We start from the raw sequence: 13,994 nt of genomic DNA, 5'->3' as shown, positions 1-13,994 counted from the left end.
TGAGTGTCCTTTTTTTCAACATAGTTGTTGTCGTTAAACGTTGCTATTACATAAATTTGCATATCACAATCATTTTAAATTTTTAACCTAAAAATTCGTACATGAAAAAATTGTATCAACTTCTGTTTTCGTTGAGCATTGCGTTGTCATCATATGCTCAACAAAGTTTAAAAGGTGAGGTCGTGGATGCTGGGTCGGGTGAGCCGCTGCCCGGAGTAACAGTAATGGTAGATGGAATGTCAATCGGTACCTCAACCGATATTAATGGCCTGTTTTCGTTGACATTACCCCCCCCGTTAGCGGTAAGTCTCTTAAAATAAGCTATATAGGCTATGTTTCTCAGCGCATAACCTTAAAATCCGCTGATCCGCTTGTCATCAAACTGGTTGAAGACAGCAAAAATCTTGAAGAAGTCGTTGTAATCGGCTATGGTACACAGCGTAAATCTGATGTTACAAGTTCTGTTGCAAGTGTCAAAGCGGAAAATTTTGTTAAAGGAGCTGTAAAAGATATAGGACAGCTCATTCAAGGCAAAGTTGCCGGCCTTTCTATTACCAATCCTTCAGGGGATCCGACAGGCAATACGCAGATACGTTTGCGTGGCACCAGTACGATAGGAGGTGCCAATACAGCACCTCTTATACTTATTGATGGAGTACCGGGTGACTTTAATACGGTGGCACCTGAAGATGTGGAGAGTATTGATGTGCTGAAAGACGGTTCTGCCGCCGCTATTTATGGTACGCGCGGCACCAACGGAGTTATACTTATAACTACCAAACAGGCCCGGGGAGCAGAGATGCTCAAGGTTGACTATAGCGGATATATAAGCACATCCAAGATTTCAAGAAAGCATGAAATGCTCAGCGCCGCTGAGTTTGCTCAGCTTTACCCTGACTATGACTATGGCTACGATACCGATTGGGTTGATGAGATAACCCGTACTCCTGTAAGCCATGTGCATAATGTCTCACTCACCGGAGGCACAAGCCGCTCCAATTACGTGGCCAATCTTAATTATGCCTCCCGTCAGGGTATAATGAAGCGTTCTAATTTCGAGAACCTTCGTGCCCGTATAGAGGTTACGCAGAGGTTGTTTGATGACAAGGTACGTCTGCGTCTCGGTCTGCTTGGACGCTCTGACTGGCGCGAGTCGACAGTTAACGGCGGAAGTTTCCGCGGAGTCGCATACAGTCAGGCCACTCGCCGTAATCCTACCGAGCCGGTACGCAACGAAGATGGCACGTGGTATGAGAATCTGAGCAAGTTTGAGTACGAAAATCCGGTAGCTTTGCTGACCGAGTGTGATGGCGATGTTAAAAATACTCATTTTCAGTGGATTGCCGGTGTTACATACAATCCTGTGCGAGATGTGACATTGCAAGCTAACTATTCATACAGTCGTTTCACTTCCAACAGAGGGTATAGTGAGACTCTTAATCATATCTCAGCCCGTCGTGACGGTTATAACGGCTGGTCCTCTGTGGGTTCGTCGATATCAATTGAAAAACTGCTTGAAGTCACTGCTCAGTATGACGGTTCGTTTGGTGCCAATAAATTTACCGTACTTGGCGGTTATAGCTATAATGAAAATGATTATGAAGGTATCTGGATAGACAATTGGGGTTTTCAGGATGATAATTTCGGCGGATGGCATAATATCGGCATAGGCTCCGCACTCAAAAACGGTAAAGCTAATGTCGGGTCAAATAAGTCGATAACCAATCTTATTGGTTTCTTTGGACGAGCGACCTATTCTTATGACAACCGTTATCTTCTTATGGCTGCGCTTCGTTATGAAGGCGCAAGTCAGTTATGGGGTACAGACAATGCTTGGGGATTGTTTCCTTCTGTATCGGTCGGCTGGCGCATCACTCAAGAAAAGTTCATGCAGGCTCAAAAGCTATTTGACGATCTCAAACTTCGTGTAGGTTATGGAGTTACCGGTTCACAACCACGCGCATCGTTTCTTGGTGTGGCGATGCTTCGTTATGGTTCGTACGCTTATTTTGACGGACAATGGATACAGACCATCGTACCTGCGTCCAATCCTAACCCTGACTTGAAGTGGGAGGAAAAGAAAGAGTTTAATGCGGGGATTGATTTTGTGTCGTGGAACAATCGCGTCAGTGGTTCTGTCGACTTCTATAACCGTCGCATAGACGGCCTGATATATGACTATTCTGTGCCCACGCCCCCTAATTTGTATAATGTCACTACCGCTAACGGAGGTACAATGGAAAATCGTGGCCTTGAAGTCCTTGTAAATGTTATACCAATTCAGCTTCACGACTTTGAGTGGACCACTACGGCAAGTTTCTCCGTTAATTCCAATAAATTGAAGAGTCTGTCGGGTAGCATATTTAAAACTGAGTATGATTTCTTTGACACCGGTACGGTTGAATATTCAGGACAGGTCGCTTCGTCTCATCGTGTACAGGTAGGAGAGAGTATAGGCAACTTCTATGGTTTCAAAGTCGTAGATGTGGACGACGAGGGACGATGGATTTACGAAGACCGCAACGGTGACCTTGTAAACTACAAAGATTTCACTCATGCTCCCGAAGACAAGCATGTGATAGGCAATGGTTTGCCGCGATGGTATGCCGGATGGAACAATACATTACGCTACCGTCGCTGGGACCTCAATGTGACGATGCGTGGCGCATTTGATTTTCAAGTCATCAACGGCGCGCGTCTTAATTATGAAAATACTAAGAACAGCCGTTTCGAAAACCGCCTGAAGTCGGTATTCGATCCCGTATTCGGCAAGCACACTCTGAGCAAGGAAGTAGAACCTGAGTTTAACAGTTATTATGTTGAGGATGGCGACTATTGGAAGATCGACAATATAACGCTCGGATATTCTTTCGGTGAGATAGGTAAATACGTCAAGTCGTTGCGTATATATGCATCCGTATTGAATGCATTTACATTTACAAAATACAAAGGTATAGATCCTGAAGTGTCCACAGATGGTCTGACTCCCGGCTATGATACTCGTGACCGTTATCCACAGGTACGCTCTTATACAATAGGAGTCAATGTAAGTTTCTAACTTGATAAATTAAAATGAAGATGAAAATACATAATATACTTAATTATATCATTGGCATGATTGTGATGCTGGCATCGGTATCATGCACTGACTTGAAAGATGACAGTTTTGGTTCGGTAGTGTCATCGCAATATATACCCAAGACCGAGGCCGATATAAGTTATCTGGTAAATGCCGCATACATCCCGTGGAGAGAGACGATGTTGCTGTGGCAGGGAGTGCTCAGGTCGCAGGAATTATCGGCTGACCAAGACGTGATACCTGCCCGATTAGGTATCGGATGGGTTGACGGCTATATTTACAAACGTTGGCATCAGCACACATGGACTACTGAGGATGAAGGTGTGCTCGTTGGCTGGGAAAGGACTTTCAATGGCGTTACGGCATGTAACAGGGTGCTTTCGCAGATCGAGGACAATGTTATAGATATTCAAGGTGACGCACGTCAACGCCTGATAGCCGAACTTAAAGTACTTCGTGCATCGTACTATTATGTGCTTATTGACCTTTACGGTAATGTGCCTGTTATAACCGATTTCAAAAATGTCGATTTACCTGAGCAGTCTACGCGTAAGCAGGTGTTTGACTTTATTGTCAGTGAGGTAAATGACAATCTGCCGTTACTCTCGGAAGAGGCTCGCGGTTATTATTATGCCCGTTTCAACAAATGGGCCGCCCATACTCTTCTCGCCAAGATGTATCTTAATGCGGAAGTCTGGACAGGACAGGCGATGTGGAATGAGTGCGTGACTCATTGCAATGCCGTTATAGCACATGCTGAGGCCAGCGGCGATTATGGACTTGAGGCAGATGTAAACGCTCCTTTTATCACTGCCAATGAAAATTCAAAAGAGATTATTTTCGCACTGCCTTTTGATGAGATATATGTGACAGACTGGAATGCCTTTGATTTTCACCTTTATACACTTGCCCCGGAAAATCAGGCAACTTATGGTTTTACCGACCGTCCGTGGGGTGGCGTATGCGCTATACCGCAGTTTATAAAATCATTTGATCCTGATGACAAACGACTTGCAGAGTGGTATATTCAGGGTCAGCAATATGATGCATCGGGAAATGTCTTGCTGCGAAGTTCTGATGGCAAACCTCTTGTTTATGAAGTGGAAGTCCCGTCAATTGATGCGTTTGATGTTGATGACGGTTTCCGGTGGGGAAAGTTTGAGTATGCCCATGGTATAACGAATCGTCTGAGCAATGACTTTCCGCTGTTCCGTTATGCCGATATTCTTATGATGAAGGCGGAGGCTCTTATGCGTGACGGTAAACCCGGCGCGGGAGAACTTGTCACGATGGTCCGCTCGCGAGCATTTCCGGAAAAGCCGGAAAAGGCAATTGTGACAGACGAGCAGCTCCGGGGCGGCAGTGTGTATGAATATGGACGCTGCGATGAGTATACAATCACTAATGAAGGTGGAGCCGACATTGTTTATGGACGATTTCTTGATGAACTTGGATGGGAATTCTGTCAGGAAGGACGTCGTCGTCAGGATATGATACGTTTCAACGCATTTACAACAAAGTCATGGTTCTCTCACGACAGGAGTGACGCTGACAAGAATTTATATCCGATACCAAATAAGGTGCTGCTGACTAACAGTAAGCTACATCAAAATCAGGGATATTAATGTTTAAGGGATTAATTTAGGTTTAAAAGGGCGGTATTGACAGTCCTGAAATGTAAGCATGAAGTGGCATCTATGTGATATAGATGCCACTTCCGTTTTAGGTAGCTATGGCTTATGCGTGGTTCATTGACAATTCTGATGACGAAGAATTGTCAATGACTCCTGAACAGTAATAAGATAAATGTGTTATATGTTAAAATGAAAGTTTTGACTATGACGCAATATCGATTGAAAAGAGCTTATGAACCGTCATCTGACGGTGACGGTTTTCGGGTGTATATAGATCGTTTATGGCCAAGAGGTCTTTCGCACGAGACATTTCATTACGACTTATGGGACAAGGATATCGCTCCTTCTTCTGAACTTCGTGAGTGGTTTCATGCCGACCCCGAAAAACGTTGGACTGAATTTGAACGGCGTTACACCGCTGAATTGAATGATAATTCTTCGTTTAACGCTCTTCGTCATCTGTTGGCGCAGAAACCGGTGGTGACGCTTGTTTATTCGTCACACGACGAGCTGCACAACAATGCCATAGTAGTATATGATTTATTAACTAAATAAAATTACTGATTATGAAGAAGTATGTATGTGACGTATGTGACTGGGTATATGATCCGGCAACAGGTGACCCCGAGGGAGGCATAGCTCCCGGAACCGCTTTTGAAGATATACCCGACGATTGGGTATGCCCCGTATGCGGTGTCGGAAAGGATCAATTCAGTCCTGTTGACGAATGACGGTCTGATTCTCATCCCGTTCTTAAATACAGACCTCTGCCGATAGTCATATTTCGGCAGAGGTCTTGGTTTATGTCTTACTGTCTTGAAAAAAATTCGTAACTTAGCGCTCCATATAAAATACAGACAATGAAGATAGCCATAATTGTGGCAATGACGAAGGAACTTAATCTGTTGTTGCCTCTTATAAATTCGTGTAAGGAAGTGTCATCGGCCAACGGCTTTTCATATTATGAAGGACTCATGGCCGGCAAGGAGGTGGCCGTGATGCAGTGTGGCATCGGCAAGGTAAATGCCGCGGTGGGCGCGTTTGCGCTGATTGAGGCCTTTCATCCTGATATTGTCATAAACTCCGGAGTAGCAGGCGGTACCGGTTCTGAAGCCAAGATACTTGATGTGGTTGTAGGCGATCGGGTGGCTTATCATGACGTATGGTGCGGACCCTGTGCCGAGCGCGGCCGCATACAGGGTATGCCCATGTACTTCGAGGCTCCGGCCGAGGTGCTTGCGAAGATTGATGAATCGGGCCATGTCAAGAAAGGACTTATTGCCTCTGGTGACCAGTTTGTAGACAATGCCGGCGAACTGGCTCGCATTAAAACACTTTATCACGATGTGCTTGCCGTGGACATGGAGTCGGCTGCCATAGCGCAGGTTTGCCACATAAAGGGCGTGCCGTTTACAAGCATACGCGTTGTCAGCGACACTCCGGGTGAGGCCGACAATACGTCGCAGTACCAGCACTTCTGGGATGATGCTCCGCTTCAGACATTCCATGTGCTCACTCAGCTTATCGAGGCGCTTTAGCCTGAATTTGAATATGACAATAAGGATTTATGGAAAAAATAGCGAGTTTTACCGTCAATCATATCACGCTGTTGCGTGGCGTATATGTATCACGCAAGGATGTCACACCTTCGGGCGATGTCATAACGACTTTTGACGTGCGCATGACTGAGCCCAACCGTCAGCCGCCATTGAGCGGACGCGCACTGCATGCCATAGAGCATCTTGCCGCCACTTATCTGCGCAATCATCCAGTGTGGCGCGACAAAGTGATATACTGGGGGCCGATGGGCTGTCTTACAGGCAACTACCTGCTGTTGAGCGGTGACTATGAGAGCGGCGATGTTGTGCCGCTGCTATGTGAGACTTTCCGGTTTATCGCTGATTTTGAGGGCGAAATACCCGGAGCCACTCCGCGCGACTGCGGCAACTATTCTTACATGGACCTTGACGGGGCCTGCGATGCCGCACGACGCTATCTGCATGAGGTGCTTGAATGTATAACGCCGCAGCAACTGGTGTATCCGCAATGAAAGACCTGAAGGCGATAAAGGGCACATTCTATATACATAACCTTATTAGCGAGGGCGAGCATGAACATCAGGACTTCAAGTTTGCCATAACGGATGCGGCGAAAATTGCTCGCTCTATATCGGCTTTTGCCAACAATGACGGCGGCCGTCTTCTTGTGGGAGTTAAGGATAACGGGCGTATAGCCGGTATACGCAACGAGGAGGATATATTTGTCGTCGAACAGGCCGCGCAGATGTATTGCCGGCCGCCGCAGGATGTGAAAGTATCGGCTTTTACCGTCGACGGAGGGGCCGTGGTGCTGCGTGTGGATATTGCGAAGGCTTCGAAGCGTCCGGTGTATTCTCGCGAACCCGACGGTACTATGCGTGCCTATTACCGTGTTAAGGATGAAAATATTGCGGCCCATCCCGTAATGGTCAAGGCATGGAGGCGTATGGCTGCCGATGAGGGGCTTGTGCTGTCGCTCTCCGAGGCGGAGGCGGCGCTGCTTAATTATCTTGACGAATGGTCGATGACGACAGTCGAGGACTACATGCGCGGCGCCCATATAAGCCGGGCCGCGGCCGAAGAGATAATAGTCAGGCTCTGTGCCGCCGGGGTTCTGGAGTTCATATATACGGGTTCCGAGTTCAGGATTATGCGCTCCGATAATCAATAATGATTACGCAGGTTGCAGCCGGGGACCTCAAAATACTTGTTTTTCGGTATGGTAAGGTTTGGCCCGTTGAAGTAATTTTGCATCCAGATAATTATACGAATTAAATATAAAACCGGCTTGACCGGAGTAATCTATTTTATTCTTAAAGCTATTGTTTTATACAGTACGCGGCGCCCTCCGTGAGGATAGCGCCGCGTATCCGTTTTGTCTACAGCGCTATCTTTCCAATACTATGGCTTGGACTTTGTCGTGCTTCAGGCCCGGCATCTGTGCTCCGACAGGCGCTCCTATATAAGTCGGGTCGCATACAATAAACTTCTCTTCACCGATTATCATGGCATCGCCGCCTACACTCTCGTTGAACTTTACCGCTGTGGCAAGGTGACCGGGGTAGTATACAAGGGCTACATCAAGATCAAGGAGGTCTCTTACAAGCCGTGAAAAGAGTATGGCTCTGTCTTCACAGTCGCAATATGGATAATACAGGCTTTCCTCTGCAAAGAAAGCTCTGTCCTGCCCCCACACCTTGTCGTCATATTCGTATACGAAACCGGTCTGTACCCAGTCCAGCAGTTTATTGGCCGATGTAGCTTCATCGCAATCTCTGATAGCTTCTTTGAGCGAAGGATAAAGGATTTCTTTTGTTGAAGACGCCAATGGCGTGTTGGCATACATGGCCCATCGTGTCATGGGGTTGCCGTCAATGGCCGATGCAGGATACCGGTTGAAGAAGTCGATCAGTTTTTGAGGGATTTGGGATTCGGCAATCACGGACGGATATTTTCCCGACTTGATCTTGCGCTTCGAGGTCAATTGCTCGCCCAGCAGCTGCTCCTTGCCTATATATAGCGACATAGGTGTTTCTCCCTTGAAAGTGGCATTGCAGATGTTTATTGAGGATGACGTGCTGTTCAGAGGATAGAAATATATGCCGTCGACCACAAAATACGGTTTGCCATATATCTGATGGCGGCTGCTGTACAGCAGGTATAGTTTCGTGGCATCTTTTGCCAGACGCATCTGATAACCCGACCGGCAGTAAATAAAGGCGGTAAGCAATGTCGCACCGTTTGTGTCGGAGCAAAAATCATGACATAATTTGTCAAGAAACGACAGATAAGCCCAGTCACACAGGTTATGGCGTATTCTTATCTCAAGACAATCGCGTATGGCATTATTCATGGTTTCTCCTGATAAGCGTTTCCATCCGTCGGATATAGCGTCAGATGAATTGGCGTTTACTTTAAGGCGTGCGTTTTCCGGAAGCCTTACGCTGCATTCTATACCGTAGAAATCAGTGGTGAAATAAGGTGTGTCGTGCAACGGTGTTTCCCTGACGGGTTCCACGGGTTTTGGCTGCGGGTTGTCATCAAGAGGATTTACTATAATCGGAGCGATGGAGACCGGCTTCACGCTGTCATTGTTTTTGTATGGCTGCGGAGGCACCGGTGTGTCGTCATTCGGCATTTGCATGGGTGCTTTGCCTTCATACCGGTCCCAAGCGTATTTCAGGAATTCGATATATTTCCGGTTGCTCTCGTCTTTAAACGACTGATGTCGGTTTCTGGCCTCATTTCGGAAATCGTTATATTTATCGGCAAAACTTTGTGCCGATACATTGGCTTGTAAAGCTATCACTGAAAGGACAGCGGAAATACGCAGACACGAGTGCTTCATCGGTGTGATATATTGGTATATATATTGCCAAAAAGAGCGACCTCGCCGATAGAGTCAAAATCCGATGACAGTGTTATGGTGGTGAGGCTGTATACTGATTGGTTGCGGTTGAACAGATACCCTGAATATGATATGTTTAAAGTGTCACCGCTGGCCGAGTCATATAGACGCAGGTCTTTCCTGAATTGTTTGTAAGGAGTGCCGTTATGCACTCCGGAGCGCATTTTAAGGCATGAAGACCCGACGAAATTGTTCTGTTGGTCAATAGCCATGGATTTGATAAAATAATCCACGTCTGACGAGGTCAGGGTTTGTATTCCTGCCGAGCGATTCTTGAAGTAGGGATGTAGAAGCATGGCGCATGCTCCGGTCGAGCCATTGACTGCGCAGAACTCTACGTTAGGAGGCAGACTGTCCGGCTCGGCCACTATCCAGTCGCTCAGGCTGTCGACGGAAATCTTTAGCGAAGCCGCCGGTATATGGTATGTCGATGTCTCTTCATCCCAGAGGTTTCTGTCGATATGCTGCGTATCGGAGCAGGAGCATATCGAAAAAATAGAACAGAGGCATACTATAAGGCGAGAACAGGACCGGATCATTTGTTCAGCTTTAACGATTTCCAGTTGTCCGATACTCCGGCGGCTACCGATACGGTAGGAGTCTGAGGCATATTGTTTATCTGGCGCGAGGCTATGGAGACCTTTTCCTTTAGGTGTTCGGCAAGTTCGCCTAAAGAAGCCTTACCCTTGCTTGACTGAAGTTTGTCCAGCAGATAATAGGTAAAGAGCCCGTGGTTCTCCTGTTTATAGGAGAAGGCTGTCTCGTTACCGGAAGTGGCGCTGAAAACAACGGTCTTGCCTTGTGGCTCGGCCTCCTTTGGCTTGATTTTAACTCCACGTGCGGCTACAATCATGCTGCCGTCGCGCTGCTCCCCGCTGAAGCATGCATCGAGGAAAACCACACACTGCTTCAGGTCAGAGGCGTTGAGCTTGTCATAGAGCCCTTTAAGCGAAAGGCATATGTCTGTGTCCGTGCCATCGGCATCCACCGGCATAAGAAATGCGTCTTTGGTCTTGTTGTCGGGAATACCGTGACCGGCATAGTATACTATAAGTTTGGCCTCGTCGTTAAACAACCCGGCTAAGTCGAGAGCGTCGTTGATGTTCTTTCTCATTTTGCCGAATGAGAGATTTTCGCCATACTTTATATTCCGGCTCGGTATGCCGAGGGTCTTTATGCAGTATTCTTTAAATGCAAGACCGTCGTTTGTGGCGTTATCGACATTTTCCGCCATTTCATATTCTTCATTGCAAATTATTACAGCTACGGTCTTGTCATTTATTGCTCCGGTCACGGGGGCTACGTTTATTTTCCGGCTCAAGTCGAGACCTTTTACCGGTCCGTCGAGAATTGTCTGGCCCATGACAGGTGCATTATGCGGTGCGTTTGCAGAATTCGCGGCGAGATTATTGTAGTTCCAGTTGGTGGCTGTTTCGTTGACCTTTACCAGATATACATGACCTGTCGTGTCATAAGGTTTTTTGGGTACATCTATGTCGAAATAAAGATAATGTTCCGACTGGAATTTGAGTTTTAGCGGCAATTCGCTTTTGGGCACTTCCAGTATGTACGGCATCTGTGAAATGACTTCGGTGCGTCCTGATTGTCCTACTGTCATCAGTATGTTTTCAAAGGCTGTGCCTGTCAGTTTGATTTTGACTGTTTTTGCCGCCTGTGCGTCTATTTGCGTTAGACAGATGGCAAGAACAGTCAGTATCAGTCCGGTTATAGTACAATGTTTCATTTTGAGTATAGATAAATACGGTAGATGTCATTAAGTTTTTTTCTGTCTTTGCGCCATGCTCCTTCGGAATATGCGGCATGTCTATGTATGCCATCCTGTGTGAAGTCGAATATCGGAGGGTCGGGATTGTCGAGTATCGTGGCCAGTACGGATATCGGAAATCTGGATGTGATACGTATTTCGTATTTGTTCTTTTTTATATCTATAAATAAAGGTTTGAAAGCATCACATCTGAATACATTATTTCCCGAACGTATTGCAAGGTTTTCAGGTTTTGCCATCAGTCCGGAGCGGAATGTGAAATTAACGGTAGCAGAGTCGGTCCAGCTCAGCAAAGTCATGTCATATTCAAAGTTTTTTATCCCTTCGGTTTTGGACAGTTTTTGCGGATTGATGAAATATAAAGTGCCGTCTTGAGTCATGCGGCTGATATAGCGGCCGTCGGCCGACTGTGCTTGCATATTGAGGCATACCATTACGGAAACCAGCAGCGGTAGTAACTTAATCAGCATATGGGCTATGGAAAGGAAAAAGATTCAGATAAAGACATGGCCATTTTTGTAATCAGGCCATATCTTTATCTGTATGATTATTTGTAATTATTCGCCATAAACTCTAACACCGTAGATGGTGACGATGCCGAGGTAGTTTTTTTGGAACGCGTCGACGTGCGATATGCGTGTGATGCCGCCATTCTTGGCCGCTTTGTTTATGCCGCAGTCGGCTGAACCGCCGAATATGGACAGAACGGTGGTGGTTTTGGCGATACCGCATTTGTTGCCTACGGGGTTTGATGTGGCGGCGACGGGTGTTGTTGTGGCGCAGCTTGCCGCACCAAGTGCAAGAATGCAGGCAAACGCAAATTTCATCATTTTTTTCATGACTGATAATGATTGATTAAATGGAGGCTCAGGATTGTTTGAAGTAATGTCCGACATATTGCAATGAGCCTTTTACTTGCACATATGCCGGTTGTTTTTGACAGGATAAGGCTTGTTACGTCAATGACGGCATATGACAATGGATTTTTCTGTAACAGATAGGTCGACATCGCGTTTTTTCAGGTTTACAAGCCATTTCTTGAAATCGTCATAACCTAAATTTCTCGGAACATCGGCAGATGTGGCGCTGTCGGCGGCTTTATAGAATTTATTCGGTGAAAACAATACGACGATTTTATTCCGCTCACGCTCCACCGAAGTATCCAAAGTCAACTGGTCGACCACCATTTTTTCGATGTCGGCCGAATAGTCGGGATGAAAAAACAGGTATTTCTTATTGCCTTTTACCTGAAACAGTCCGTTTTCCTGTTGTGAGTACGGCAGCAGACAGAAAGCCTGTCTGTTTGCGTCAATAAGATATATGCTCAGATAACCCGGCGCTGACGCGTTGAATGACATAAACATATCGTCGCCTGACAAGAAATTATCACTTTCATGACTGTCTTCTATGCCGTTGCGGAGTATCTTTACGTCGAAAGGAATGCGGAAATCCTTCAATTCACGTATGCGTCCTTTGGCTTTTACCCGGACAGCCAGTGCATCTCCGTCGGTAATATACTCGTAGACGGGCTCGCCTATGGTTTCAACCCATTCTCCTTTAAGGTCGCTGCCGCCTATCGACAGGAATTCCGAAGTGGTTTCCTCGTTGCTTGTATCGATTGTCACGGATGTCGTTTGAGTGACTGTTGTGCCAAACTCATCGGCGATGGCTTGAATTTGGGCACGCTGGAAAGCAATTTCGCGGGCCTCTGTCGGAGACACGTTCTCGGGTATGTGGTAGATGTATTCTACTGACACGGTGGCTGTACGTCCGGCAATGGCCGGTAGAAATGACAACGCCATGAATAATGAGTAAATGACGACGCGTTTCATACTCCTGAATTACCAGCCTAACAGTTCGTCCAGTTTGTTGTGGAGCGAGTCGCCACGTTCTTCAAGATCCTTTTTGACAGCCTTTTTGGCTGCTGCTTTTGCCATAGCCTGACTGTAGGCTATACGTATGAGGACCTCCCGGTTATTGCCGTTTACTACACGATAGGTCTCCGTTACCGGAACAACCCTGCCTATGCTCTGCGATATCAGATTCTTACTTGCCATTACGCTGCGGGTAACTGATGAGGCCTCGCTCTGGTCCATCTGCTCATTGGCTACCGTGTTCTCGATCAGTCCGGTTATCTCGGTTTGTATCTGGCCTGCGAGATTCTGCTTGGCGAGCTCGAGAGCCTGCATTTTTGCAGCATCGTAGTTTCCTCCTACACTCATGGCCTCGGCCATTATGAACTGCGGAAAACCGTCGGGATCATATTGATACTGCATCATATACGATTTGTCTAACTGTTTTTCCAGAGGTAGCGCTCCGGGAGCGGTTTTCCAGCCTTCTTTCGAGAGGCGTTTGGCCTCTTTGCGTGCTGCCTTGCTTGCCTTTTCGTTAAGCTCTTTCTTTGATGCTTTTGCCAATTCCTGACGTTCTTTGCGTTGCTCCTTTGATGACTGTGCATAACAGTTGTCTGATGCAAGTACCATCACTATTGACAGCAGTCCCCAAATAATCGTTCTCATAGAGGATTATGAAAATTTTGTTGGAAGACTCACGGTCCAACCGGTTACAAAAAAAGCGTGAGAGTCTGTATCAGTTACCGTCCTACGAACAGAGGCTTCTCGCATTGCCCTATCAAAGTCGGACGGCAACGCAGAAGCCCACGCCAATATATGCAATCAAAGAATCCGGTAGCATCTCTCGCGAGATGTATTTACCGAATACAAGATAATTACATATCCACGGGCATCTACCGTTGCTCGACACTTGACTTTGATAATGAAATTTTGCGAGAATTTCTGTCCGTCAAGAATCAGCGCGGATAAACGCTTTATTATGTCAATTACTTCCCGCCTCGCTTAACCCCGGATCAGGGCTTCTGTGATGCGATCTGTAATCGCAAAGATAATGACAAATTTTAATACGCGCAATATATTATTAAGGTAAATTAAAAAATCCTCTTACTTTTAAATTATGATTCCGAATGAATACGGGTTGTATTTTTGATTATGTTCAATATGCTTTTAAAGCATGTTTTATACGGTAGTGGACG

General features: G+C 46.4%; 15 protein-coding genes. 8 read left to right on the top strand and 7 right to left on the bottom strand.

Features of this window, described 5'->3' with window-relative positions:
- Positions 1-101: 101 nt before the first annotated feature.
- The 8 genes from FW767_RS13440 (at position 102) to FW767_RS04785 (ending at position 7,422) form a co-directional block, all read left to right on the top strand.
- A complete protein-coding gene (locus FW767_RS13440) occupies positions 102-320 on the top strand; it encodes a carboxypeptidase-like regulatory domain-containing protein (RefSeq protein WP_317133115.1) in 219 nt (72 codons plus the stop codon).
- Complete coding sequence (locus FW767_RS04815; RefSeq protein ID WP_317133116.1) at positions 284-3,058, top strand: SusC/RagA family TonB-linked outer membrane protein; 2,775 nt, start codon at positions 284-286, stop codon at positions 3,056-3,058. The genes FW767_RS13440 and FW767_RS04815 overlap by 37 nt, the downstream gene beginning before the upstream one ends.
- A 20-nt stretch (positions 3,059-3,078) precedes the next feature.
- A complete protein-coding gene (locus FW767_RS04810; RefSeq protein WP_121698618.1) occupies positions 3,079-4,704 on the top strand; it encodes a RagB/SusD family nutrient uptake outer membrane protein in 1,626 nt (541 codons plus the stop codon).
- A 198-nt stretch (positions 4,705-4,902) separates the two neighbouring features.
- Positions 4,903-5,268 carry a DUF488 domain-containing protein gene (locus FW767_RS04805; RefSeq protein WP_235898054.1) on the top strand — a complete coding sequence of 122 codons (366 nt, stop codon included), beginning with the start codon at positions 4,903-4,905 and terminating at the stop codon, positions 5,266-5,268.
- An 11-nt stretch (positions 5,269-5,279) separates the two neighbouring features.
- Positions 5,280-5,444 (top strand): rubredoxin, encoded by a 165-nt coding sequence (rd, locus tag FW767_RS04800; RefSeq protein WP_121698589.1) that lies wholly within the window; start codon positions 5,280-5,282, stop codon positions 5,442-5,444.
- Positions 5,445-5,573: 129 nt separating this feature from the next.
- A complete protein-coding gene (locus FW767_RS04795) occupies positions 5,574-6,251 on the top strand; it encodes a 5'-methylthioadenosine/adenosylhomocysteine nucleosidase (RefSeq protein WP_121698590.1) in 678 nt (225 codons plus the stop codon).
- Positions 6,252-6,280: 29 nt separating this feature from the next.
- Positions 6,281-6,763, top strand: a complete 483-nt coding sequence (locus FW767_RS04790) for an S-ribosylhomocysteine lyase (protein WP_121698619.1) — start codon at positions 6,281-6,283, stop codon at positions 6,761-6,763.
- Positions 6,760-7,422 (top strand): AlbA family DNA-binding domain-containing protein, encoded by a 663-nt coding sequence (locus tag FW767_RS04785; protein ID WP_205523815.1) that lies wholly within the window; start codon positions 6,760-6,762, stop codon positions 7,420-7,422. The genes FW767_RS04790 and FW767_RS04785 overlap by 4 nt, the downstream gene beginning before the upstream one ends.
- 216 nt (positions 7,423-7,638) lie before the next feature.
- Here the strand turns inward: FW767_RS04785 and FW767_RS04780 are convergent, their stop codons facing one another.
- From FW767_RS04780 to FW767_RS04750, 7 genes are all read right to left on the bottom strand, one after another.
- Positions 7,639-9,099, bottom strand: a complete 1,461-nt coding sequence (locus FW767_RS04780; protein ID WP_121698592.1) for a hypothetical protein — start codon at positions 9,097-9,099, stop codon at positions 7,639-7,641.
- Positions 9,096-9,698 carry a hypothetical protein gene (locus FW767_RS04775; RefSeq protein WP_147438719.1) on the bottom strand — a complete coding sequence of 201 codons (603 nt, stop codon included), beginning with the start codon at positions 9,696-9,698 and terminating at the stop codon, positions 9,096-9,098. Before FW767_RS04775 ends, FW767_RS04780 begins: the two co-directional genes overlap by 4 nt.
- Complete coding sequence (locus FW767_RS04770) at positions 9,695-10,903, bottom strand: caspase family protein (protein ID WP_121698594.1); 1,209 nt, start codon at positions 10,901-10,903, stop codon at positions 9,695-9,697. The genes FW767_RS04775 and FW767_RS04770 overlap by 4 nt, the downstream gene beginning before the upstream one ends.
- Complete coding sequence (locus FW767_RS04765) at positions 10,900-11,415, bottom strand: hypothetical protein (protein ID WP_121698595.1); 516 nt, start codon at positions 11,413-11,415, stop codon at positions 10,900-10,902. The genes FW767_RS04770 and FW767_RS04765 overlap by 4 nt, the downstream gene beginning before the upstream one ends.
- A gap of 87 nt (positions 11,416-11,502) precedes the next feature.
- Entirely contained in the window at positions 11,503-11,784 is a 282-nt protein-coding gene (locus FW767_RS04760; protein WP_121698620.1) for a TRL domain-containing protein, read from the bottom strand.
- Positions 11,785-11,904: 120 nt separating this feature from the next.
- Positions 11,905-12,777 carry a DUF4384 domain-containing protein gene (locus FW767_RS04755; RefSeq protein WP_147438720.1) on the bottom strand — a complete coding sequence of 291 codons (873 nt, stop codon included), beginning with the start codon at positions 12,775-12,777 and terminating at the stop codon, positions 11,905-11,907.
- A 9-nt stretch (positions 12,778-12,786) separates the two neighbouring features.
- Positions 12,787-13,464 (bottom strand): hypothetical protein, encoded by a 678-nt coding sequence (locus FW767_RS04750; RefSeq protein WP_121698597.1) that lies wholly within the window; start codon positions 13,462-13,464, stop codon positions 12,787-12,789.
- Positions 13,465-13,994: the final 530 nt, after the last annotated feature.

Origin of the sequence: Heminiphilus faecis (genome assembly GCF_008728965.1) — a bacterium.
Lineage (GTDB): Bacteria > Bacteroidota > Bacteroidia > Bacteroidales > Muribaculaceae > Muribaculum > Muribaculum faecis.
Note: the sequence above shows the minus strand (reverse complement) of the source record. Positions and strands in the feature narration are given on the sequence as shown.

What these genes read in the sequence shown, in the direction of transcription:
- FW767_RS13440 (WP_317133115.1), top strand. Translation starts at nt 102, where the DNA reads ATGAAAAAATTGTATCAACTTCTGTTTTCGTTGAGCATTGCGTTGTCA.
- FW767_RS04810 (WP_121698618.1), top strand. Translation starts at nt 3,079, where the DNA reads ATGAAAATACATAATATACTTAATTATATCATTGGCATGATTGTGATG.
- FW767_RS04805 (WP_235898054.1), top strand. Translation starts at nt 4,903, where the DNA reads ATGAAAGTTTTGACTATGACGCAATATCGATTGAAAAGAGCTTATGAA.
- rd (WP_121698589.1), top strand. Translation starts at nt 5,280, where the DNA reads ATGAAGAAGTATGTATGTGACGTATGTGACTGGGTATATGATCCGGCA.
- FW767_RS04795 (WP_121698590.1), top strand. Translation starts at nt 5,574, where the DNA reads ATGAAGATAGCCATAATTGTGGCAATGACGAAGGAACTTAATCTGTTG.
- FW767_RS04790 (WP_121698619.1), top strand. Translation starts at nt 6,281, where the DNA reads ATGGAAAAAATAGCGAGTTTTACCGTCAATCATATCACGCTGTTGCGT.
- FW767_RS04785 (WP_205523815.1), top strand. Translation starts at nt 6,760, where the DNA reads ATGAAAGACCTGAAGGCGATAAAGGGCACATTCTATATACATAACCTT.
- FW767_RS04780 (WP_121698592.1), bottom strand. Translation starts at nt 9,099, where the DNA reads ATGAAGCACTCGTGTCTGCGTATTTCCGCTGTCCTTTCAGTGATAGCT.
- FW767_RS04775 (WP_147438719.1), bottom strand. Translation starts at nt 9,698, where the DNA reads ATGATCCGGTCCTGTTCTCGCCTTATAGTATGCCTCTGTTCTATTTTT.
- FW767_RS04770 (WP_121698594.1), bottom strand. Translation starts at nt 10,903, where the DNA reads ATGAAACATTGTACTATAACCGGACTGATACTGACTGTTCTTGCCATC.
- FW767_RS04765 (WP_121698595.1), bottom strand. Translation starts at nt 11,415, where the DNA reads ATGCTGATTAAGTTACTACCGCTGCTGGTTTCCGTAATGGTATGCCTC.
- FW767_RS04760 (WP_121698620.1), bottom strand. Translation starts at nt 11,784, where the DNA reads ATGAAAAAAATGATGAAATTTGCGTTTGCCTGCATTCTTGCACTTGGT.
- FW767_RS04755 (WP_147438720.1), bottom strand. Translation starts at nt 12,777, where the DNA reads ATGAAACGCGTCGTCATTTACTCATTATTCATGGCGTTGTCATTTCTA.
- FW767_RS04750 (WP_121698597.1), bottom strand. Translation starts at nt 13,464, where the DNA reads ATGAGAACGATTATTTGGGGACTGCTGTCAATAGTGATGGTACTTGCA.